Source organism: Xanthomonas sp. CFBP 8443 (genome assembly GCF_025666195.1).
Classification (GTDB): domain Bacteria; phylum Pseudomonadota; class Gammaproteobacteria; order Xanthomonadales; family Xanthomonadaceae; genus Xanthomonas_A.
This window is the reverse complement of record NZ_CP102592.1, coordinates 1,730,573-1,753,334: the sequence shown is the minus strand read 5'-3', so window position 1 is coordinate 1,753,334 and position 22,762 is coordinate 1,730,573. Positions and strand designations below refer to the sequence as shown.

The 22,762-nt window shown below is 69.7% G+C and carries 19 protein-coding genes; 10 read left to right on the top strand and 9 right to left on the bottom strand.

The window, feature by feature from the left end; genetic code table 11:
- Positions 1 to 90 precede the first annotated feature (90 nt).
- The 3 genes from NUG20_RS07530 (at position 91) to NUG20_RS07520 (ending at position 2,656) form a co-directional block, all read left to right on the top strand.
- On the top strand, positions 91 to 597 hold the full coding sequence (locus NUG20_RS07530; RefSeq protein WP_263397747.1) for a YgjP-like metallopeptidase domain-containing protein: 507 nt from the start codon (positions 91 to 93) through the stop codon (positions 595 to 597).
- A gap of 70 nt (positions 598 to 667) precedes the next feature.
- Positions 668 to 1,378: an rRNA pseudouridine synthase gene (locus tag NUG20_RS07525; protein WP_263397746.1), complete on the top strand. Its 711-nt coding sequence runs from the start codon at positions 668 to 670 to the stop codon at positions 1,376 to 1,378.
- A 159-nt stretch (positions 1,379 to 1,537) separates the two neighbouring features.
- The gene (locus tag NUG20_RS07520) at positions 1,538 to 2,656 is read left to right on the top strand and encodes a S41 family peptidase (protein ID WP_263397745.1); all 1,119 of its coding nucleotides are present in this window, start codon (positions 1,538 to 1,540) and stop codon (positions 2,654 to 2,656) included.
- 68 nt (positions 2,657 to 2,724) lie between these two features.
- Here NUG20_RS07520 and NUG20_RS07515 read toward each other — a convergent pair whose 3' ends face one another.
- Entirely contained in the window at positions 2,725 to 3,528 is an 804-nt protein-coding gene (locus tag NUG20_RS07515; protein WP_263397744.1) for an SGNH/GDSL hydrolase family protein, read from the bottom strand.
- A gap of 170 nt (positions 3,529 to 3,698) precedes the next feature.
- On the bottom strand, positions 3,699 to 4,835 hold the full coding sequence (locus tag NUG20_RS07510) for a sensor histidine kinase (RefSeq protein WP_263397743.1): 1,137 nt from the start codon (positions 4,833 to 4,835) through the stop codon (positions 3,699 to 3,701).
- Positions 4,836 to 5,649: 814 nt separating this feature from the next.
- Between NUG20_RS07510 and NUG20_RS07505 the strand changes: the two genes are divergently transcribed.
- From NUG20_RS07505 to NUG20_RS07495, 3 genes are all read left to right on the top strand, one after another.
- Positions 5,650 to 7,413, top strand: coding sequence for a BamB-related PQQ repeat family beta-propellar protein (locus tag NUG20_RS07505; RefSeq protein ID WP_263397742.1), 1,764 nt, complete (start codon positions 5,650 to 5,652; stop codon positions 7,411 to 7,413).
- Positions 7,414 to 7,754: 341 nt separating this feature from the next.
- Positions 7,755 to 9,155 (top strand): trypsin-like serine peptidase, encoded by a 1,401-nt coding sequence (locus NUG20_RS07500; protein WP_263397741.1) that lies wholly within the window; start codon positions 7,755 to 7,757, stop codon positions 9,153 to 9,155.
- A gap of 133 nt (positions 9,156 to 9,288) precedes the next feature.
- Entirely contained in the window at positions 9,289 to 9,441 is a 153-nt protein-coding gene (locus tag NUG20_RS07495; protein WP_263397740.1) for a hypothetical protein, read from the top strand.
- 363 nt (positions 9,442 to 9,804) lie between these two features.
- Here NUG20_RS07495 and NUG20_RS07490 read toward each other — a convergent pair whose 3' ends face one another.
- The 3 genes from NUG20_RS07490 to NUG20_RS07480 all read right to left on the bottom strand — a co-directional run bounded on the left by NUG20_RS07490 (position 9,805) and on the right by NUG20_RS07480 (position 11,796).
- Positions 9,805 to 9,978: a DUF1328 family protein gene (locus tag NUG20_RS07490; protein ID WP_263398414.1), complete on the bottom strand. Its 174-nt coding sequence runs from the start codon at positions 9,976 to 9,978 to the stop codon at positions 9,805 to 9,807.
- Between the two features lie 157 nt (positions 9,979 to 10,135).
- Positions 10,136 to 10,711, bottom strand: coding sequence for a glycoside hydrolase family 108 protein (locus NUG20_RS07485; RefSeq protein ID WP_263398413.1), 576 nt, complete (start codon positions 10,709 to 10,711; stop codon positions 10,136 to 10,138).
- 122 nt (positions 10,712 to 10,833) lie between these two features.
- Entirely contained in the window at positions 10,834 to 11,796 is a 963-nt protein-coding gene (locus NUG20_RS07480) for a lipase family protein (protein ID WP_263397739.1), read from the bottom strand.
- A 326-nt stretch (positions 11,797 to 12,122) separates the two neighbouring features.
- On the opposite strand from NUG20_RS07480, the gene NUG20_RS07475 reads away from it, so the two are divergent.
- Positions 12,123 to 12,611, top strand: coding sequence for a pyridoxamine 5'-phosphate oxidase family protein (locus NUG20_RS07475; protein WP_263397738.1), 489 nt, complete (start codon positions 12,123 to 12,125; stop codon positions 12,609 to 12,611).
- Positions 12,612 to 12,704: 93 nt separating this feature from the next.
- Here NUG20_RS07475 and NUG20_RS07470 read toward each other — a convergent pair whose 3' ends face one another.
- The 4 genes from NUG20_RS07470 to NUG20_RS07455 form a co-directional block, all read right to left on the bottom strand.
- Positions 12,705 to 13,868: a M50 family metallopeptidase gene (locus tag NUG20_RS07470; RefSeq protein WP_263397737.1), complete on the bottom strand. Its 1,164-nt coding sequence runs from the start codon at positions 13,866 to 13,868 to the stop codon at positions 12,705 to 12,707.
- A 148-nt stretch (positions 13,869 to 14,016) separates the two neighbouring features.
- Entirely contained in the window at positions 14,017 to 14,985 is a 969-nt protein-coding gene (locus NUG20_RS07465; RefSeq protein WP_263397736.1) for an HDOD domain-containing protein, read from the bottom strand.
- Positions 14,986 to 15,230: 245 nt separating this feature from the next.
- Positions 15,231 to 15,713, bottom strand: a complete 483-nt coding sequence (locus NUG20_RS07460; RefSeq protein ID WP_263397735.1) for a nuclear transport factor 2 family protein — start codon at positions 15,711 to 15,713, stop codon at positions 15,231 to 15,233.
- Positions 15,714 to 15,874: 161 nt separating this feature from the next.
- On the bottom strand, positions 15,875 to 19,570 hold the full coding sequence (locus NUG20_RS07455) for a methylmalonyl-CoA mutase family protein (protein WP_263397734.1): 3,696 nt from the start codon (positions 19,568 to 19,570) through the stop codon (positions 15,875 to 15,877).
- Positions 19,571 to 19,799: 229 nt separating this feature from the next.
- Here NUG20_RS07455 and NUG20_RS07450 point away from each other — a divergent pair, with 229 nt between their 5' ends.
- From NUG20_RS07450 to NUG20_RS07440, 3 genes are all read left to right on the top strand, one after another.
- The gene (locus tag NUG20_RS07450) at positions 19,800 to 20,117 is read left to right on the top strand and encodes a YXWGXW repeat-containing protein (protein ID WP_263397733.1); all 318 of its coding nucleotides are present in this window, start codon (positions 19,800 to 19,802) and stop codon (positions 20,115 to 20,117) included.
- Positions 20,118 to 20,409: 292 nt separating this feature from the next.
- Positions 20,410 to 20,952 (top strand): hypothetical protein, encoded by a 543-nt coding sequence (locus NUG20_RS07445; RefSeq protein ID WP_263397732.1) that lies wholly within the window; start codon positions 20,410 to 20,412, stop codon positions 20,950 to 20,952.
- Positions 20,953 to 21,142: 190 nt separating this feature from the next.
- Positions 21,143 to 22,723, top strand: a complete 1,581-nt coding sequence (locus NUG20_RS07440; RefSeq protein ID WP_263397731.1) for a S53 family peptidase — start codon at positions 21,143 to 21,145, stop codon at positions 22,721 to 22,723.
- Positions 22,724 to 22,762 lie beyond the last annotated feature (39 nt).

Genomic DNA, 22,762 nt, shown 5'->3' with positions numbered 1-22,762 from the left:
TATCTTACCCGCTGCGGCCAAGCCCTGGCCGCGGGCCTGCGGCGGCCGCCACGGCTCGTGCCGGCCGCCGTGGCACGCTATCGTGGCGGCATGCAAGCGCTGAAATACCTCCTCGGCTATCCGCCCCATGTGCAGGACCAGGTCCGCGAGCTGATCGCGCGCGATCGCCTGCGCGAGTGGCTGCGCAAGCGCTACGACGCGCCCAATCCGGTGCGCAACGACCGCCAGCTGTACGACTACACGCTGGCCCTGAAGGAGCGCCACATGCGCAACTCGGAGCCACTGCACAAGGTGATCTACGACAACCGGCTGCAGGCGGTGAAGCACGCGCTCGGCACCCACACCAGCATCTCGCGCGTGCAGGGCAGCCGGCTCAAGGCCAGCCGCGAGATCCGCATCGCCGGCGTGTTCCGCGACGCGCCGGCGGCGTTCCTGCAGATGATCGTGGCGCACGAGTTGGCGCACCTGAAGGAAAGCGCGCACAACAAGCCGTTCTACCAGCTGTGCACGCACATCGCGCCGGACTACCACCAGCTGGAATTCGACCTGCGCCTGTACCTCACCCAGCTGGATCTGGCCGGCGCGGCCGACGCCTGAGGGCATCGCGCCGATGGCCGTGCGGCGATGGCTGCACGTACACTGCCCTGCCCTGATCGCCGAGTTTTCGATGTCCGCTCCCACCCGCCTCGACAAATACGTGGCCGCCATGCTGCCGTGCTCGCGCAGCGAAGCGCAGCAGTACATCGAAGGCGGCTGGGTCAGCGTGGACGGCGTGGTGGTCGAGGAGCCGCAGGCGGCGGTAACCACGCAGCAAGTGACCCTGGCCGCCGACGCGCAACTGGGCGCGGTCGAACCGGCCACCCTGCTGCTGCACAAGCCGGCCGGGCTGAGCCTGGAAGCCGCCCTGGCGCTGGTCACGCCGGACACCCGCAGCGCGTTGGACATGGCCAACGTGCGCGTGCTCAAACGCCACTTCCTGCGCCTGAACGCGCCGCTGCCGCTGGAAGATGTCGCCAGCGGCCTGCTGGTGCTGAGCCAGGACGGCCGCGTGCTGCGCCGACTGACCGAGGACGCGACCTCGATCGAACAGGAGTTCGTGGTCGAAGTGCGCGGCGAACTGAAGCCTTACGGCATGCTGCGGCTGGCGCACGGCCTGGTCTACCGGCAGCGCAGCCTGCCGCCGTGCAAGGTCAGCTGGCAGAACGAGGACCGCCTGCGCTTCGCGATCAAGCACGTGCAGCCCGGGCAGCTGCAGCACATGTGCGCCGAGGTCGGACTGGAAGCGATCAGCCTGCGGCGCCTGCGCGTGGGCCGCATCCCGTTGGGCAAACTGGCAGCAGGCGAATGGCGTTATCTGCCCGGCGGCGAGCGTTTCTGAGCGGCGGCGTTCGCGACCGGTGACGCGCCGACGCACGGCGCGCGCAGCCGTGCCGTCGCGCACGATTGAGCCTGGCGGCGCGAAGTCCCCCTGTCTTGCGGCCTATTGCGCGCGTCGCGGCTGGCGGCCGACACTCGCCGCGGGCACAAGGGGACGGACATGATCGCAACGATGCTGGCAGCGGCACTGGCCTTGGCGCCGACCGATGCCGCGCTGGCGCAAGCCGACCTGCAGTTCGCCGCCGCGCGCATCGCCGCCGATCATCCAGGCCTGGCCCCCGGCGCGGATCCGGCGCTGGCCGCGCAGGCGCGGCAGGCGGCGAGCGCGGCGCAGGCCCAGGCGCGGCGCATCGTCGATCGTGCCGGCTATGCCCAGGTCATGCAGGCCTATGTCGCCTCGTTCGGCGATCCGCATGTCGCGATCGAACTGGCCTCGCCCGACACCGACACCTACACCGGCGCCGCGAGCGCGAGCTCGACCCCGCCCGCGCCCGCCAGCGCCGCGCAAGGTGCATTCGAACGCCTCACGCCGGCGGCCTGGAAACTGACCCTACCGACCTTCTATGCCGGCGATCCCGGCTTCGAGTCGACCATGGCCGCGATCGCCGCGGCGGCGGACGCGCTGCGGCAACACACGCCCGCCCTGCTGGTCCTGGACCTGCGCGGCAACGGCGGCGGCGCCGCGGCGCCCGGCGATGCGGTGCTGGCCGCGATCTGGGGCGAGCAGGCGCTGCCCACGCTGGACCGCCGCCGCGCCAGCGCCTCGCTGTGGCGGGTCTCCGACGGGGTGATCGAGAACCTGCAGACGCGCCGCACGCGCATCGCCGCGCGCTACCCGCAGGAACTGCCCGGCTTCGACCGCTTGCTGGACGGCCTGCGCGCGGCGCAGCACAAGGGAGAGATGCTGTATCGCGACCCGCTGCCGAGCGCGGCCGCCGGCACCCCGCCGCGCGGCGGCCCGGCGCGCATCGTCGCGATCACCGACGGCGCCTGCATCAGCGCCTGCCTGGATTTCATGGACCGCCTGCTGGAAGGTCCCGGCGTGGAGCAGGTCGGCCAGCCGACCGGTGCCGACACGCTCTACACCGAAGTGGAAAGCGTGCCGCTACCGAGCGGGCGCGCGACGTTGCTGCTGCCGATGCAGCGCCTGGAAGGGCGCCAGCGCGGTGCGATGCAGGCCTATGCGCCGCGCGTGCGCCTGGACGACGACGCGGCGGTGAGCGCCTGGCTGCGCCGCGAAGTGGCCGCGGTCTCGCCGCCGGCCGGCACCGCGCCGTAGCGGCGCGGCGCGATCAGGATCGGGATCGATCCATCCGAGCGTGTAGAGCGCGCCTGTGCCGCACCGCGCTACGGCTGCGCCAACGCGCGCTCCACCGCCTGCTGCGCCAATGGCGCCATCAGCGCGTAACCGGCCGCGGTGGGATGCACGCCGTCGGTGGCCAGCGCCTTGTCCAGGCCGCCCTGGCGATTGCGCATCTTGCTGTGGTAATCCAGGTATACCGCGCCGTGGCTTTGCGCGTACTGCTTGATCCACGTATTGAGTGCGCCGATCTTCTCCGCCGGCTGCAGCCCCGGCCGCCAGGGGTAATCGCTGACCGGCAGCACCGACGCCAGCACCAGCTTGATGTGGTTGGCCTGCGCCAGCTCGGCCATCGAGCGCAGGTTGTCCTCGATCATGCGTTGCGTGGACAGGCCGGTGTTGCCGGCCAGGTCGTTGGTGCCGGCCAGGATCACCACGGCCGCCGGCTTGAGGTCGATGACGTCCTGGCGAAAGCGCACCAGCATCTGCGCGGTGGTCTGCCCGGAAATGCCGCGATTGACGTAGGGCTTGCCGGGGAAGAACCTGGCGCCCTCGCTACGCCCCCACATGTCGGTGATCGAATCGCCGTAGAACACCACGCGCCGCTCGCCGGCCGCCGGCGGCGCCAACGCGGCGTTGTCGGCGCGGTAGCGGTCCAGCTGCGCCCAGTCCAGCAGGCGTCGTTGCAGTTCGGCCACGTCCTTGGCCTGCAGCGTGTCCGGCGCGCGCGTGTACAGCGCATCCACCTTGCCCTGCAGCGCGTCGGCGGCAGGCGTGGCGCTCTGCGCGAGCGCGGGATGCGCGGCGCCCAGGCACAGCGACAGCATCGTGGCGATCGATGACGGTTTCACGGTCCACCTCCAGGTTCGGGGAAACGCGCCACCCTAATCCAAATTTCGCGCCCGCGCGCGGTTGGCGGGCTCGGCGCGCCCTGGCACGGGTCACGGCAACGCCGCCCCTCGCCAGCGTGCGCGCGGCCGGCGCTGCGCGCGACGCCCGCCGGCCCCGCATCCGCATCCGCTCAGCCGCTGGCGAGCGCCTGCCGCGGGAACGTCACCAGGAACCGGGTGCCGTCCTGCTGCGACGAGCTGACGTCGATGCGCCCGCCGTGTGCGCGCACGATCCTGTCGACGATGTACAGGCCCAGGCCCAGGTTCGCGCCGGCCACCTGCGGCGCGCCGTCCGCCTCCGCGGTCGTGGTCAACGGCTCGAACAACGAGTCCAGCATCTCGGCGGGAATCGGCGGTCCCTCGTTGTGTACGCTCAAGCTGACCTCGTCCGCCCGCTCGCCATTCACCACGATGCTGATCGGCTGGTCGCGGCTGCCGTACTTCAACGCATTGGTCAGCAGGTTCGCCACCACCCGGCGCAGCCGCATCGTGTCCCAGCTGCCGTGCAGGTCGCCGGCCGCGCTCACCTGCACCGGCGACTTGGGATAGATGGCGGCCATCTCGTCGACAACCTCACGGGTCAGCCGTTCCAGGCTGGCCGCTTCCGGACGCACCGGCACCGCCACACCCAGATTGTCCCCGGTGAATTCCATCAGGTCGTCGAGGATCGCCTTCATCTGCGCAGCGCTGCGCATCAACACATGCGCCTGCGGCGCCCGTTCGGGGCCCTGGCCCAGCATCAACTCGGCGCAGCTCATCACCGTCGACAGCGGCCCGCGCAGGTCGTGGCCGAGGATGCCCATGAACAAGTGCCGGGTCTGCTCCATACTTTCCATGAAGGCGCGCAACGAATCGGCCAGGATCTGATCCAGCGCCTCGTTGAAACGGCTCATGTCCGGCAGATCCTGCACCCCCGGGGTGTGCTCGGAGTTGCCCCACAGGCGCATCACGCTGGCGCGCAGCGCGCGGAATTCGGACACCAGCTGGACCATGCCGAAGCCGTGCTTGACCCGCTGCCGGGCATGCAGGCTCGCCGCACCTTCGGCCTCGAACACCTCCGGCCCGGCATCCTGCGAGCGCAGCCGCCGCTGCGCGGCGCTCATCGGCGCGCGCATGTCGGCGACGATTTCGGCCAGCAGTTGCGCGGCGTGATCGCGCAACTGGTAGGGGGTCATCGCCTCGCCCTGCTCGCCGCGGGTCCGCGCGAACGCCATCCAGTCGCGACACAGCGGCTCGATGTTCGCCTCGATGAAATCGGCCAGTTTCATGATGGCGCCCCCGTCCCGCGGCAACCGTGCCCTGCCCGCCGCGCGCGGCCACCCGCCGCACGCACGTGCCCTGCGCCGCCGTGGCGTGTCGTCGACGCCTCGCAGCCCCGCCAGCAAAGCGTTCCCATTGCCTAGTCCCCGCGTCAATGCGCCAGCTTAATCATTCTCCGCCTCGATGCGTACATATGCCGCGCCCCGCCGCCGTCTGGCGGGGCGGTGGCGCCCCCGTGCGGCGCGGGCCGCTCCTGTCCGGCAGCACCGGTGCGGCTGGGGCGGCCTGCCGAGGCAGACGAGCGGCGCCGATGCCCACCGCTCCCAGGCAGAAGAGATCACGCCCCGGCGTCGGCGTCGGCACCGGCGTCTTCGCGGCGCGCTCGCGCTGCCGCGCGCACGCGGCACGGCGAGCGTCTCGCGCGCAGCCTGTCACCAAGGTGACATGCAGCCGCATCGCGTCACGCTGTCGCAGAGACGCCGGTGTACCCGCACCGTCGGCATTCAGCCGCTGCTCATGCGCTGCCGACCGGCGTACCGAGGACGCTGGCGCAAACGCCCGCTTCCCCGCGTTCCAACACGCAAAGCGTTGCCAGGCAAGCGGCTACGTCGGATGTTGCAGGGACGTGCGCCGAGGTCCGTCTGCCCGGGCGGTGCAGACGGTTCCTTCGAAGCGCCATGCGCGCGATTGTTTTTCGCTATCTAGGCAGGCTTTTCGCATGCCCTAACTTTTTTGTACGTACATGACACACGCGGTTTTCCGTTCCTACCATTGCGCCGGACGCAAAGGGGGGTCCCCACTCCAAGTCCCGAAGGACACCGCATGAACAGGCATTACGCGCACCGGAAACTCTCCCTGCTGTGGCTGGCGCTGGTTCCCGGATTGATGCTCGGCGCCTCGGCGTCGGCACAGTCCGCCACCGCTCCCCCGGCGCCAGGCTCGAACGGCAACGCAGCACCCGCCAACTACCCGGGCAATGGCGAAAGCGACCGCGCCAGCGACGCTTCCGCGTATGGCAGCGACAGCAAAGGCGGCAATGGCGCCGCATGGTTCGGCGCCAGCGGCGGCGGCGCGCCGTTCGCCACGCGCAACAGCTGGGAAAACGCCGGCGGCGGCTATCTCAACACCCGCTTCGCGCCTGCCGAGTGGCAGATCACGCCGTTCAATGCGGCACGACTGAAGACCGCCTGGACCTTCACCACGCAAGGCGACGTCTCCGCCACGCCGACCGTGCAGGGCACTGCGCTGTACGTGCCCGACTGGGGCGGCCAGCTGTATCGCATCGACACCACGCTGGGCAAGGCGGTGTGGCAGGTGAAGCTGTCCGACTACACCGGCAACCCCAACTCGCTGTCGCGCAACAGCCCGGCGATCGCCCGCAACAGCATCCTGGTCGGCGACCAGGCCAGCGGCACGGTGGTGGCGGTGGACAAGAACACCGGCAAGCTGCTGTGGAAGACCCTGGTCGAAGCCAATGCGCAGGCGCGCATCACCGCCTCGCCGGTGGTGTACGGCGATCGCGTCTACGTCGGCGTGTCTTCGGGCGACTGGGGCGGGCTGAGCCCGGGCTACACGTTCTCCTTCCGCGGCAGCGTGGCCGCGCTCGACCTGAAGACCGGCAAGCTGCTGTGGCGCTTCCAGACCGCGCCGGAAGGCTATACCGGCGCCTCGGTGTGGGGCACCCTGGCGATCGACCCGCGCCGGCAGCGCGTCTACGCCACCACCGGCAACAACTACTCGGTGCCGCTGGCCGTGGCCAGCTGTGTCAAGAACGCCAACGGCGACAAGAGCGCGCAACTGGCCTGCCTGGCGCCGGACAACTACGTGGACTCGGTGCTTGCACTGGACATGCGCAGCGGCAAGCCGGCGTGGACGCGCCGCCTGCAGGGCGCCGATGCCTGGTCGCTGTCGTGCCTGGTCGCGCCGACCGCCGGCATCTGCCAGGAGCCGCAGGGACCGGACTACGACTTCAGCGGCGGCGGCGCCAACCTGTTCACGGTGATCCGCAACGGCAAGCCACAGGCGCTGGTCGGCGCCGGGCAGAAGAGCGGCGTGTACTGGGCGCTGGATGCCGACAACGGGCGCACCGTGTGGTCGACCCAGGTCGGCCCGGGCGGCACCGCCGGCGGCATCGAGTGGGGGTCGTCGGTCGATCCGCTCAAATCGCGCGTCTACGTCGCCATCAACAACAACAACCACACCAGCTACACCCTCGCCCCCGGCAACACCGAAACCTGGAACGCCGGTTCGTGGGCGGCGCTGGACGCGGCCACCGGCAGGATCGTGTGGCAGGTGAAGGTGCCAGGCATCGATCCGATCCTGACCAGCTTCGGCGCTGGCGGGCGCGGCCCGCTCGCCTCCTCGCCCGGGCTGGTCTACGCAGGCTCGATGTCCGGTGAGATGACGGTGCTCGACGCCGAGACCGGCGCCACGGTGTGGAACTTCGGTGCCGGCGGTTCGGTCTCGAGCGCGCCGGCGGTGGTGGACGGTGCGGTGTACTGGGGCGCCGGCTACAGCCGCTTCAATTTCGGCACCGGCGTGCACAAGCTCTACAAGTTCGTGCCGGCGACGCGCCGCGCGCCCTGATCGCGCCCGTCGCACCACGTTGCAAGTAACGGCCTCTCCCGCGCAGGCGGGAGGGGCTTTTTGTGCGCGGGCGCCACGGTTGCGCCTGCGCGATCGCCGAGACGATCGGCAGCGTTGCGCCATGGCCTGCGCCGCAGCCGCGTGCCGCATGGCGCCGGACCAGGCGCATGCAGGCCACGGCAGGAAGACAAGCGTCTACAAAATCGGCCCCTGGCACGTGACGGCGCGCACGCAATCGCCGTGCCGGCGCCCGTAGCCTCGGCCGTGCACCTTGGACGAGGTGCAACGGCATCCGGTCCCCTGCCGGATGGTCCAATCGTCTTCTAGCAGAAGGAAGATCCATGAATCGCAAGAACGCACTGTATCTGGCCCTGCTCGCCGGCATCTCCGGCCTCTCCCCCGTCGCCATCGCCACCAATCCCCCCGCGGCCGAGATGGACTCCGAACCGGTCCAAGCCCGCCCCGACGCGGCCGCGCTCGGCGGCGCCGAACTGCGCAGCCTCGCCACCGGCAGCGCGCACGCGCCGCGCCTGATCGAACTGGCCGCTCCCGACAGCGCCCAGGCCGCGAAGATGAAGCAATTGCGCGGGCAGCAGGTCAAGCATGGCCAGCCGCTGCAGATCGGCTTCTCCCGCGACGTCGCCACGCCGGCGATCAACCTGCGCCGGCTGCGTTGGCAGAGCCTCCCCAGCGGCGCGCAGGTGACCAGTTTCGAGATCGTCTCGACCGATGCGGCAGCGCTGCGCGCGGCGTTGCAGCTCAGTGGCAGCGGCGCGCAGCCGGGCGACCCGGCCAAGGCCACGCTGCGCTTCGCCGGCGACGACGGCCGCGTGTTCGAACAGAGCGGCGCCGACTTCGCTGGCAGCGCGCCGGGCTGGTCGGCGGCGGTGTCCGGCTCGCGCCTGGTGGTGGAGATCGAGCTGCCGGCCGGCCAGTATCCGCAGGGCTTCGCGCTGAAGATCCCGCAGATTTCGCACATGGACATCAATCCCGTCGCCAGCGAGGAAATGATGCGGCCGATGATCGGCGAGAGCGATTCGTGCGAGCGCGACATCGTCTGCCGCGCCAGCCCCAGCAGCGGCTTCACCTCGGCGGCCAAGTCGGTGGCGCGCATGGTGTTCAGCACCAGCAGCGGCTCCTACCTGTGCACCGGCACCCTGCTCAACAACAGCAACTCGCCGAAGAAATATCTGTTCTGGACCGCCGCGCACTGCATCAGCACCCAGACCGTGGCCAACACCCTGCAGACCTACTGGTTCTACGACGCCACCACCTGCAACGGCTCCACGGTCAGCTCGGCCTACACCACGCTCAGCGGCGGCGCCTACCTGCGCCATGCCAACACCACCCGCGACACCTCGCTGCTGGAACTGAAGACCGCCCCGCCCAGCGGCGCGTTCTACGCCGGCTGGAGCAGCTCGGCGATCGGTTCCACCGGCACCGCGATCGAGGGCATCCACCACCCCGCCGGCGACGTCAAGAAATACTCGCTGGGCAGCGTCACCGGCCTGTCGACCTCGATCGACGGCAAGTCGCCGCTGTACCGGGTGGTGTGGAACACCGGCGTCACCGAGGGCGGCTCCTCCGGCTCGGGCCTGTTCACCGTCAACAGCAGCGGCGCCTACCAGCTGCGCGGCGGCCTGTACGGCGGCACCTCGTACTGCAGCGCGCCCAGCGATCCGGACTACTACTCGCGCCTATCCGACGTGTATTCGACCATTCAGCCCTACCTGAGTCCGTAAGCGGCGCCCGGGAGGGCCGTACTCCCGTGCCGGGACAGGCCACGCCGCGCGCGTGGCCTGTCCGCCGCCGGCCACCGCCCCGGCGCGCAACGGTTACACTGGGAGCCCCATCTCACATACGGCAGGCATCCACTTGGCAAAGCCCAACTACTCCTTCGAAAAACGTCAGCGCGAAATCGCCAAGAAGAAACAGCAGGACGAGAAGGACGCGCGCAAGCGCGAGGCGCGCGAGGCGGCCAAGGCCGCAGCCGACGCCGAAGCGAAGACGCCCGACAGCGGCAGCTGAGCGCCGCCGCGACAGCGACCCCGCGCCGGCGTTCGCCAGCGCGTACCGGTTTGCGCTTTACCGGCCGTCCAGACATGGCGGCCTCTCCATAGACAGGCATGCGGCGATCTGGCGTAGCACGCGATGCGGTGCCGATATGCCCGAAATCCCTGGCCGCCTGCTCGGCTGGCTATGCCTGCGCCTGATTCCCACACTCCGTTTCTTGACGCCTACGCTGCACACTTGGCGCCGACCGACGATGCTGCCGATGGACATCCAGCCAGCGGCCCGATCTGGCAACCCCGCCCAAGCGCCTCATGGCCTTGCCAAGCGAGCCGCGACAAGCTGGATGGCGCCTGCGCGCCGCCCGAAGCATGCGAACGTTTAGCCGACCTTCTTGGCCAGCACGGTGCCGAGCAGGAACAGCACCAGGGCGATGGCGATGCCGGCCCAAAACAGGAACTTGGCGATACCCATGGCCGCGCCCGCCGCGCCGGTGAAACCGAGCGCGCCGGCGATGAGTCCGATGATGGCGATGATGATGGCCCACTTGATCATGCTGCTGTCTTCCCGCATCCGATGGCGACGCGTCGCCGGTGGCGCGCTCGCCGCAGCCGCACCGTGCGGCCGCATCGGTCCAGGATGCTAGCCAGCGGCGCATGCCCCGCACGTGAAGCGTGCGCGCCGCAGCGGATCGCGCCGCACCTGCCCGGCCTCAGGCGACGTCGCCGGACGGTGCTGCCGCGGACGCGGACGGCAACGTAGCCGGAAACCACTCCGCACGCGCAATCCAGCCTGCCAGGAATCGAGCGTCCGCCGGGCGTTCCGCCGCCAGCCGCTGGTAGTAATCGATGCGGCCCTGTCGGTACAGCGCATACACCTTCGCCGGATCGGCCGCCTGCAGTGCGGCCAGCGTGGCCGCCCCCATCTGCCCGTCGACGGCCAAGCCCGATGCGCCGAGCTGCTGCAGGATCCGCTGCAACAGCAGGACCGCCTCGGTACCGGCGTTGACGTAGAAGTCGAACAGGATCTCCGCCAGCGGCTGCGAGGCGATCTGGTCGGCGTCGAGCTTGTCCCAATAATCCTGTTTGTAGATGGCGGCTGCCTGCATCGGGGTCAGCGCATGCAGCGCCTGCAGCGTCGGCGCCTCGCCGAGGACCGGCTGCGCATCGCGCTGGAACGTGGCCACGGTGATGCCACGGTTGGTGGCGCCGCCGGGATCGGCCGGATCGTCGACGAAGCCGCCCTCAAAGCGCAGCAGTTGCGGAAAGTACAGATCGAACGATGCCATGGTGGTTGCACTCCTCAGGTGGGATCGGAACCGGCGGCACGCGGTGTGGCGCCGGACCGACTGCGGCGCCGTGCCGCAGGGAACACCGCCGCGCGGAGAGCCTTTGTCCGGCGCGGCACGGTTCATGGCGCCGCGGTCGCCGCCTCGTCCGGAAATCCCAGGGCCTGTTCGGTAGCGCGTGCGGCCAGCGCGACGTCTGTCCATGCTGGCTGCGGCGCCGCCGGTGGCAGTTGGCTGAGCATCAACCGTTTGCTGTCCACGTAATCCGGGAATGTGCCGGACCAAGCCTGCGGCGACAGGTACAACGCATGCTGCAGCACTCGCTGCATGTTGATGATGGAATGCCGCGACAACAGATGCGCGAACCAGGCATCGCGGACGTAGTACGCGGTGCGGAACGCCTGCCCCACCGCGACGTAGCCGAACGCCGACGGCGGCACCGTGGGCGCGTAGTCCCAATAGTTGTAGCAACGCGTGCTGTCGGCGGCGGGGATCGCCGCCGCGTAGGCCCGGCCCCAGCTGGCGTCGCCGACCATCGGGCTGCAGAAGTTGACGTTGCGCATGCGCCGGCGCGGCTGGCTGACCGCCAGATCCAGCGAGAACAGTTGGCTCAACGCACCGCCCAGGCTATGGCCGGTGACGTAGACCTCGATCGGCGCGAAATGCGTCAACAGCGCGAACAACTGTTCGCGCATCGAGGCGCGCATGCCGCCGCCCCTGCCGTCGTAGATGCCGTAGAACCCCGCCGACACGCGCGGCGGCGGCGACAGCGTCCCGCCGCTGGGAACGAAATCGGTGGTGACGAAGTCCAGGTCTTCGTAGATGTCCAGATCCGAGTCGGTCCCGCGGAATGCAAACAGGCAGATGCGCGCGTCATGGATGGATTGGAACAGCAGCCCGAACAGCTCTTCGCTGCCGCCGAACGGATCGCCGTCCCACCCCGACCACCTGGCGACCAGCCGGTAATCGGAAGGCGCCATCACCGGCTGGCGTTCGTAGGCTGCATAAGCGGCGATGCTGGCCTGGGCCATCGCCAGCGTCAATTGCGGATCCAGGAAGGGCTGTGTCGCGGAGCTGGCACTCATCGTCGTGCGTCCTTTGCCGAAGCAGGCGACGGATACGGCCGCCACGCAGGAACGCGACACCGCACCCGGCGTGCTGCGCCGGCGCCTCGGAAACCGTCGTGCCCCAGCCACTAGGTATCACTGGCGCGGCCAGCAAGCCTCGACGCCGATCCCAGTCGAAGCCGCGCGCGACCACTGTCTACCACCACGGCGCCAGGCCGGCTCGCCTTCCCTCCACGCATCGCCGCGGACTCCACCTACACGCCCTGTCCACGCCTCCGTCACGGGTCGCGCGCGCGCGGCGCGGCACAGTGACCGCCGGCATTCACGCCCTATCGGAGATCCGCATGGCCAGCCCGCAGGAACTGGAAGAGAAATTCTGGAAGGCATTGAAATCCGACCGCACGGTCATGCTCGGCCTGGATGGCGTCGAGGACGGCCACGCGCGGCCGATGACCGCGCAGTTCGAAGGCGACCGCGGCGGCCCGATCTGGTTCTTCACCTCCAAGGACAACGCGCTGGTGCAGAAGCTGACCCAGAGCCAGCGGGTGATCGCCGCGTTCAGCGCCAAGGACCACGACCTGTTCGCGAGCATCAGCGGCACGCTCAGCGTGGACAACGACCAGGCGGTGATCGAACGCCTGTGGAACGGCTTCATCGATGCCTGGTACGAAGAAGGCAAGGACGATCCCAAGCTGGCGCTGTTGCGCCTGGATCCGGACCACGCGCAGATCTGGCTCAACGGCTCCAGCCTGGTCGCCGGGATCAAGGTGCTGTTCGGCATCGACCCCAAGCGCGACTACCAGGACAAGGTCGCGGACGTGCCGCTGCGCTGAGCCGCGCCGGTGCGGCGCCACTTCTGGCACAGGCCTGGATGGCGAGCACCTTTCCTCAACTGCATGCGGCGGCTTGCACAGCCGCCACACCGGCTACGCCGCACTGCGCGATGGATCATTGCGAATGCGCTGCCGGACTGCTTCCAACAAGATGCCCTCGCTGATCCGCAACGACGGATCGAGTTCGCCCTGAGCGCACTCCTGCGCCTGGCGCAGCAAACGCAATGCGGATTCATCGTCGCCGCGCTGTACGGCCATCAGCGCTCGGCAGCGCATGCGCAAGCACGGCATCAACCAGTCGAGCTCCGGAGTCAAGGTTGCGTCCAATGGCGCAGCACTCGCCTCTGCGGCCATCGCACGCGAGAAAGAGAGTTCGCACTGCAGCATCGCGATCAACTGGGAAAAATGCGCCCCGGATTGCTCGGGCAAAGCTGCGATCTGATCGGCAACTGCCGCCTCCAACGCCGCAGCCTGCCGCCATTGGCAACGATTCTGCGCCGCTTTCAGCACAAACCAGCTGTGGAACAGCCACCAGTCGTCTTGCGCGAGCAAGGCCACCCGTTCCGCGGGCAAGTTGTCCGCGGTGATGCCTCTGCATGACAGGCCATTGAGTTGGGCCAACACCCGATCGGGCCGGTCCGCATCTAGCCTGCGCGACAACCCGAGCAGATACAGACCATCGCTGGGTCCGATCGCCGTCCGCGACGGTATCAAGTTGGCCAATCCGACTGCCAGGTTGAGCACGGCGAAACCGACGCAGAACGCGCCCATGCGCGCCTGGATCCCCAGATGCAACCCCAGCGCGCCCATCAGCAGCGCCACCAGCAGATTCGCAGCAGGCCCCCCGGCGCTCAACACTGCGTATTGCGGGCGCAACGCGGCATACGGATTAATCAGCGCCATCACATAACCGGCGTAACCGGACCATCCGCGTTGCCAACGCAGTCGCCAACCGCGACGGCGCGCAAGCATCTGCAGCGGGCCGATCTTCATCATGTACACGGTCATGCCCATGCCGCGTGCGGCAAGCAGGTGGCCGTACTCGTGCACGGCGAGCGTGGCCAGCAGCATGACCGGAAGCAGGCAAACCGCCAGGAACTCCAGCGAGCGCGGAATCCACACTGCGGCCACCGCCGCGCAGCCGACCAGCATGGCGCCCACCCCCAAGGTCAACAGCAGCACTTGGAAGAACTGCAACACCCGATTGGCGTTCGGCGAAGGCGACCACGCCTCGGGCGCAGGCTCGGTCGCGCTCATGGCCTGCGCCGATATGCGGAGCGGGAGATACTCGATCTTGCCAGCTCGCGCGAGCACCGGTGGTTCCGCGCCGGAGCGCGCGTCTCGTGCATGGAGTGTTGCCGTCGTATCGTCGCCACGCCTCGCCTCCATCGCCTGTTCTGTTGTTTCATCGCGCGGCGGGATCCTCGTACACGGCCAGCATGTCGGCGGCCGCCAACGCGCGGTTGCGGCGCAGCGAACGCGCCAAGGTATTTCCGGACTGAAGTGCGGCCGCAATGTCCTGCTCCTCGAGCGCATGTTGCAACCGCGCAGGAAGCCCCCAATCGGCCGAGATGGCTTTCGCGCAGGGCGCAGACCAGGTTTCCAAAATGCCGGCGATCAGTTGCGGATCCAGATGCACTCCAGGATGCTTGCCATGCGCATCGCGCACCACCTGCACCACAGCCACCGCTGCCAGTCCATACAGCAGCGCCAGCAACTGCACCCCATTCGGATCATCGCGCCGCATTGCCTTTGCATCGCCGACCGTGGCCTTGGCCGACAGCAAGGCGTGCTCCCACAGCAGCGCCGCGCAGCGGCCGAACGCGCTGCCGTCGTCGGCGATGACCGGCTGCAGCAGCGCGGCCAGCACGATCTGGCGCAGGCCCTCGGTGCCGAGCATGGCCACCGCGCGCTCCAGGTTCTCGATCGGCCCGGCGTGGCGGCGGTACGCGGCACTGTTGGCGATGCACAGCAGGTTGCCGGCCAGCGCCGGATCCTGGCCGAGAATCGCGGCGATGGCCTGGGCGCCGGCGTCGGGATCGTTGATCGCGCGGGTCAGCTGCGGCAACAGCTGCGGGCGGCGCGGCGTATAGCGCGGATGCGCGTCGATGCGCGCCAGTACCGCGACGGCCGCCGCGGCGATCTCGGCCTGCGTGGCACGCGATGCCGCGCTCGGTTCGGGCGCAGGCACGCCGGCGAACGGTAGAGCGTACAGGCGCAGCAACAGCGCGGACTCCTGCTCCAAGGACAGTTCGGCGGCAGCGGCAGCCACGCCCTGTCCCGGCTCCGCCGCGATCGCCGCATCGGTGACGGCGTCTTCGCCGGTGGCACGGTGCGCAGACGCTGCCGCTGTTTGCGCAACGGCGATCGGCACCACGGGTCCGCGCGGGCGTCCACGGCGCCACATCCAGCCGCCGATGCCCAGCAGCAGCACGACGGCAACCCCTGCAATCCAGATCGACGGCACCATCATCGGCATCCGCAAGGTCGCCAGATCCCCCACCCGGCTGGAAGCGCAGACACGGCCTGGCGCGCCACGTCATTCAACCATGGCGCGTGCGTTAGCGCCTGGATTGCTGCGCCTGCCCGCACGCGCATGCGCAGCGCAGCCGCGCATGCTCAGGGCGCCGGCGAAGCGGCCGCGCGATGCCCGTAGCTGAGCACCCGCGTGAGCTTCCAGCCGTCCTGGTCCTGGCGCCACACCATCACGAACTTGGCGATGCCTTCGCAGCGCCCGCTGGCCAGCTCGCAGAAGCGGTGCTCGCCTTCCTCGATCGCACCGAAGTCCTTGACCGGGTAGACCCGCAGCGTGCCGTCCACCAACTCGCGACGCACCTTGCCGCAGATCCACTTGCGCGTGTTGTCCACCACCGTCTTGCGGTCCCAGCTGGCGCCACCGGTGTCGTGATAGAACTCCACATCGGGCACGAACAGCTGCTCGAACGCCGCCATATCGCAGCTGTTGTAGGCGCCGAACAGGCGCTGGTCCAGCGCCACGATCGTGTCAAACAGCGGTCCGGCGCTGCCGTCCGCGGCCGGCTCGGCCGCGCCGGCGTCGGCCGCGCAGGCCAGCAGCAACAACAACGCTCCCCATCCCTTCATGCGCCGCCCCCGTTCGTCGATGCCTACTATGTGCCGACCACGGCGAACGCCGCAAGACGCAAGCAAGGGACCGCGCCTCCAGGGCGCAGCGAGCGACGGGCACCTTGCAGGCGCGATCGCCCGTAGCGCCACGACCGCCGCCGCGACCGATCCACGCAGCGCTACATATTGCGCCGGTACTCCCCGCCCACCTCGTACAGCGCGTGGCTGATCTGCCCCAGGCTGTGGGTCTTCACCGCCTCCATCAGCGCGGCGAAGACGTTGCTGCGCGCGCGGGCGGTGCGTTGCAGGTAGCCGAGGCCGGCGGCATCGCCCGGCGCCGGCACGCCCGCCGCGTCGGCCTGCTGCGCCGTCGGCGGGACGATGCCGTTGCGGCGCTGCTGCCAGTCGCGCACGTTGGCGATCTGCTGGCCCTTCTCCTCCTCGGTGGAGCGAATCAGCTCGATCTGGGTCGCGGTCTCGCCGGCGTGCTGCTTGGGCAGGAAGGTGTTGACCCCGACCAGCGGCAGGCTGCCGTCGTGCTTCTTGTGCTCGTAGTACAGGCTCTCTTCCTGGATCTTGCCACGCTGGTACATGGTATCCATCGCGCCGAGCACGCCGCCGCGCTCGCTGATCGCCTCGAACTCCTTGTACACCGCCTCCTCCACCAGGTCGGTGAGCTGCTCGACGATGAAGCTGCCCTGCCACGGGTTCTCGCAGAAGTTCAGCCCCAGCTCCTTGTTGATGATCATTTGGATCGCCACCGCGCGGCGCACGCTCTCCTCGGTGGGCGTGGTGATCGCCTCGTCGTAGGCGTTGGTGTGCAGGCTGTTGCAGTTGTCGAACAGCGCGTACAGCGCCTGCAGCGTGGTGCGGATGTCGTTGAACTGGATCTCCTGCGCGTGCAGCGAGCGGCCCGAGGTCTGGATGTGGTACTTCATCATCTGGCTGCGCTCGTTGCCGCCGTAGCGCTCGCGCATCGCCCGCGCCCAGATGCGCCGCGCCACCCGGCCGATTACGGTGTACTCCGGGTCCATGCCGTTGCTGAAGAAGAAGCTCAGGTTCGGCGCGAAGTCGTCGATGCGCATGCCGCGCGCCAGGTAGTACTCGACGATGGTGAAGCCGTTGCTCAGGGTGAAGGCGAGCTGGCTGATCGGGTTCGCCCCGGCCTCGGCGATGTGGTAGCCGGAGATCGACACCGAGTAGAAGTTGCGCACCTTGTGCTCGACGAAGTACTGCTGGATGTCGCCCATCATGCGCAGCGCGAACTCGGTGCTGAAGATGCAGGTGTTCTGCGCCTGGTCCTCCTTGAGGATGTCGGCCTGCACCGTGCCGCGCACGCTGGACAGCGTGGCCGCCTTGATCTGCGCATAGGTCTGCGCATCGACCACCTGGTCGCCGCTGACGCCGAGCAAGGCCAGGCCCAGGCCGTCGTTGGTCGGCGGCAGCTCGCCGTGGTAGCGCGGGCGTTCCCTGCCCTCGAACAATGCGTCCAGGGTCTGCTGCGCCTGCGCCCAGCGCTGCGGGTCGGCCTTGAGGTACTTCTCCACCTGCTGGTCGATGGCGGTATTCATGAACATCGCCAGGATCATCGGCGCCGGGCCGTTGATGGTCATCGATACGCTGGTGGTCGGTGCGCACAGGTCGAAGCCGGAGTACAGCTTCTTCATGTCGTCCAGGGTCGGAATGTTGACCCCGGAATTGCCGACCTTGCCGTAGATGTCCGGGCGCGGCGCCGGATCCTCGCCATACAGGGTGACGCTGTCGAAGGCAGTGGACAGGCGCGCGGCCGGCTGGCCCACGCTGAGGTAGTGGAAGCGGCGGTTGGTGCGCTCCGGCGTGCCTTCGCCGGCGAACATGCGGATCGGGTCCTCGCCGGCACGGCGGTACGGATACACGCCGCCGGTGTACGGATAACTGCCGGGCAGGTTCTCCTTGCCGAGGAAGGTCAGCAGCTCACCCCAGCTCTTGTAGCGCGGTGCGGCGATCTTCGGGATCGGCTGGTGGCTCAGCGACTGCCGGTAGTTCTCCACACGGATGGCCTTGCCGCGCACTTCGTACTCGGTGACCGGGTCGGTGATCGACTTCAGCCGCTGCGGCCACTCGCGCAGCAGTTTCAACGACTCGCTGGACAGCGCCTGCACCGCATCGTTGTAGCGCTGGCGCAGCAGCAGCAAGGTGGCGTCGACTGCGACCGCGTGAGGCGCAATGTCGCTGTCCGGCGGCGGCGCGTGCGCCGCGATCACGGCGCTGGCGGCAGATTTGGCAGCCGGCTGCAGCGCCTCCGCCGCGTACAGCTCCAGTTGCTTCGGCAGCTGCGGGTCCTGCAGTTCGTGCAGCGACTGCCAGAACGACTGCGCACGGTCGGCGGCCTCGGCCTGGCGTTCGATGCCGGCGTTGAGCGCGCGGCCCTGCTCGGCGATCTCGGCCAGGTAGCGCACGCGCGCGCCGGGAATCAGCACGGTGGCGCGCGGTTCCTTGAGCGAGGTATCCAGCTCCGGCCGGAAGTCGCAGCGCAGCGCATCGGCGCCCGCCGCCGCCGCGGACGCCGCTGGCGCCGCTGGCGCCGCGTCCAGGCCCAGCTTGTCGCGCAGCAAGCGGCACAGGTTGACGAACATCCAGCTGATGCCGGGATCGTTGAACTGGCTGGCGATGGTCGGATACACCGGCACCGCCTCGTCCTCCAGCTGGAACGCCACGCGATTGCGCCGCCACTGCTTGCGCACGTCGCGCAGCGCATCTTCGGCGCCGCGCCGGTCGTACTTGTTCAGCACCACCAGCTCGGCGAAGTCGAGCATGTCGATCTTCTCGAGCTGGCTCGGCGCGCCGTAGTCGCTGGTCATCACGTACACCGGGAAATCGACCAGGTCGACGATTTCCGAATCGCTCTGGCCGATGCCGGCGGTCTCCACGATCACCAGGTCGTAGCCGATGCCCTTCAGGAACGCGATGCAGTCCTTCAGCACGCGGTTGGTGGCCGCATGCTGGCGCCGCGTGGCCATCGAGCGCATGTACACGCGCGGGCTGCGCAAGGCGTTCATGCGGATGCGGTCGCCGAGCAGCGCGCCGCCGGTGCGGCGCCGGCTCGGGTCCACCGACACCACCGCGATACGCATCTGCGGGAAGCCGGCCAGGAAGCGGTTGAGCAGTTCGTCGGTGACCGAGGACTTGCCGGCGCCGCCGGTGCCGGTCAGGCCTAGCACCGGCGCCGGGCGCCTAGCGCGGGACTCGGGACTGGGGACTCGGGAATCGGAAGTGCCCGCTAGGCCGGATTGCCATTGCTTGCGCAGCAGGGCCAGCTCGGACTCGGAGAACGCGCCATCCTCGAGCGCCGAGAGCACTTTGCCGATACCGATCTCGTCGTCGATGCTCGGCAACGACGCACCGGCCTGTTCCGGGTCCCGAGTTCCGAGTCCCGAGTCCCGCGCGCGCGAAGCGCGCTGCACCACGTCCTCGATCATCTCCACCAGGCCCATCTTCATGCCGTCGTTGGGGTGGTAGATGCGCTCCACGCCGTAGGCCTGCAGCTCGGCGATCTCTTCGGGCGTGATGGTGCCGCCACCGCCGCCGAACACGCGCACGTGGCCGGCGCCGCGTTCGCGCAACATGTCCACCATGTACTTGAAGTATTCGACGTGGCCGCCCTGGTAGGACGACAGCGCGATCGCATCGGCGTCTTCCTGCAACGCCGCGCGCACCACATCCTCGACGCTGCGGTTGTGGCCAAGATGGATCACCTCGGCGCCCTGCGCCTGGATCAGCCGGCGCATGATGTTGATCGCCGCGTCGTGGCCGTCGAACAGGCTGGCGGCGGTGACGAAGCGCAATGGGCTGGTGTCCGCTTGCGGCAGCGGGACGCGGGATGCGGGAATGCTCATCGGAAAGAATCGGCAAGAGAATGCGGTGATTCTAGGCGTGCGGCGCGGCGCGGGCAGGTTGCGCTGCAACATGCGGCAACGATTGCACCGGCGGCCGACCGACGTGCAGGCGCCACATCGGCCGATAGCTATCCGCCACATGAATGCGACCGCGCGATGCGTCAACAGCGGCGGCGCTTGCCGCGTTTCCGCTGGCGTCGGCATCCCGCCGATATCGCTGGAGACTCCCATGTCGGTTCGTCCTTTGTTGTTGGCTTCCCTGCTCGGCAGCGCACTCGTCGGCGGCCTGCTGGCCGCGCCCGCGCAGGCGCGTTCGGTGGTGGAACTGTCGGTACGGACCGCACCGCCACCGCCGCGGTTCGAACGCGTGGTGGTGCGGCCGGGCTACGTCTGGGCGCCCGGCTACTGGCACTGGAACGGCCGCCGCCACATCTGGGTCGCCGGCCGCTACGTGGTCGCACGTCCGGGCTACGTCTACGTCGGCCCGCGCTGGGAGCATCGCGGCCCCGGCTACCGCTTCCGCGATGGCTATTGGGTGCATCGCTAGGCCGCGGCATGGCGGCGCGCGGCAGCGGCGGCGCCGCCACGATGTTGCGCGGCGACGTGACCGGGTGCGTCGCGCTTTGCGATAGTGCGCGAACCACGGCATCCGGCCGGTCCTTGAGAACACGCATGTCCAGGCATTCGCTGTCGCATGCGTCCTTGCCGCCGGTCTCTGCGACCGGCGCGAGCGCGCCGCCGCGTTGCGGCACCGCTGCCGGGACGCGCGGCCCGTCATGCGTTCCGCGCATGCGTGTCCGCGGCCTGCTGCAGCGCCTGCCATCCGGGAGGCCGTAGCGATGCCGAAGGTACCGCCGGGAACCTACGTGATCGCCATTACCGTGGTCGCGGTGGCGATCGCCAGCGTCGCCGCCTGGCACGAACGGCCCACCGACGCGGCGTCGCGCCGCGGGCTCGGCGAAGCCATCGGCCACACCGCCAGTGCGGTTGCGGCAGACAGGTCCGCGGTGCCCGTTGCGCCCGCCAAGCCGACCGCGCCCGACGCCGCCCGCGCCGAAGCCGCGCTCCGCTTCGACAAGCAGGGCCAGGTGGTGCCGGACCTGGCCTTGCGGCGCCACCTGGACCGCTACCTGGTCATGCAGGAGGCCCAGCCGCTGGCGATGCAGCGCCAGCAGCTGCAACGCGACCTTGCGGCCGCCATGCCCGCCGCACAGACGCAGCAGGTGCTCGCCTGGTTCGACCGCTACGCCGCCTATCTGCAGGCCGAGGCCGCGGACTCTGCGCACCGCGCCGATCCGCAACGGCAAGCGCAGTTGCGCGAGCGCCTGCTCGGCCCGCAAGCGGCCAAGGCACTGTTCGCCGACGAGCACGCCGCGCACTGAACGCCGCATCGACCGATGCCTCGGCGCCAGCGCCACAAGATCGCCCGACGCCGCGCCGGATACCGCATCACGCGCATGAACCCGCAGTGCGCGCCGACCTGAAGCGCCACAGACCTCGCACGGCCGGTCGCAGCTGCAGAGAACCGCGCTGCCTATACTCGCCGCGACCTCCCCCTGCAAGGAACGCACGATGGACTACCAGATCCTCTGCGGCAGCGAGCGCAGCCCCTTGCCCGGCTGCATCGACGCCGGCAAGTTCCCGGCCGCGCAGCGCCTGCGCGTGTTGCTGGCGCTGCGCCAGCCGGCGCTGGACGCGGCAGCGGCCCGTTTGCTCGACACGGCCGGCGACGACCTGCCCGCGCCGCTGTCGCGCGACGCCTTCGCCACCCGCTTCGCCGCCGACGCCGGCGACCTGCGCGCGGTCGAGACCTTCGCCGCGCAGCATGGCCTGTGCGTGGAGCAGACCCTGGCGCATGCCGGTGTGGTGATCCTGGAAGGCAGCGTGCAGCAGTTCGACCGCGCGTTCCAGGTGGATCTGCGCGACTACCGCAACGACGACCTGCGTTACCGCGGGCGCACCGGCGCGGTGTCGGTTCCCGCCGCCCTGCACGGCGTGGTGAGCGCGGTGCTCGGCCTGGACGATCGGCCGCAGGCGCGCACGCTGCCGCGCGCGCAAGCGCAGGACGTCGCCGCGCCACCCGGCGCCGCGGCGCCGGTGGCGCAGTACACGCCGCCGCAGCTGGCCGAACTGTACGGCTTTCCCGAGCACGACGGCGCCGGCCAGTGCATCGGCATCATCGCGCTGGGCGGCGGCTATGCGCGCGACCAGCTGGCCGCCTATTTCGCCGAGCTGGGGCTGCCGATGCCGCAGATCGTCGATGTGCTGCTGGCCGGCGCGCGCAACCGGCCCAGCGGGCAGGCGCACAAGGCCGACATCGAGGTGCAGATGGACGTGCAGATCGCCGGCGCCATCGCGCCGGGCGCCAAGCTGGTGGTGTACTTCGCGCCCAATACCGACAACGGCTTCCTCGAAGCCATCGTCAGCGCCATCCACGATCGCGAACACGTGCCGGACGTGATCGCGATCAGCTGGGGCTTCACCGAGACGCTGTGGACGGCGCAGTCGCGCGAGGCCTACAACCGCGCGCTGCAGGCGGCCGCGCTGATGGGCATCACCGTGTGCATCGCCTCCGGCGACGACGGCGCCAGCGACGGCCAGCCCGGTCTGAATGTGTGCTTCCCGGCGTCCAGCCCGTTCGTGCTGGCCTGCGGCGGCACCCGCCTGCAGGTCGACGCGCAGGCGGCGCACGAGCAGGCCTGGCCCGGCACCGGCGGCGGCCAGAGCCGGGTGTTCGCGCGGCCGCGCTGGCAACGCGGCCTGGCGCTGCACGGCACGCGCACCGCGGCGCAACCGCTGAGCATGCGCGGCGTGCCGGACGTGGCCGCCAACGCCGACGCCGAAACCGGCTACTACGTGCACATCGACGGGCGCCCGGCGGTCATGGGCGGCACCAGCGCCGCCGCGCCGCTGTGGGCGGCGCTGCTGGCGCGCGTCTATGGCCTGAACGGCGGCCGCCGCGTGTTCCTGCCGCCACGGCTGTACGCGGTGGCCGACACCTGCCGCGACATCGTCGACGGCGGCAACGGCGGCTTCCGCGCAAGCCCCGGCTGGGATGCCTGCACCGGTCTGGGCGTGCCCGACGGCGGGCGCATCGCCGCCACGCTCGGCGCCGGACCGGGCGCGCCCCCGGCGCAGGCCGCCACCGGCTAAGCCGGTGCAGCCTCCGTAAGTTCGTGGCGCCGCCAGCGT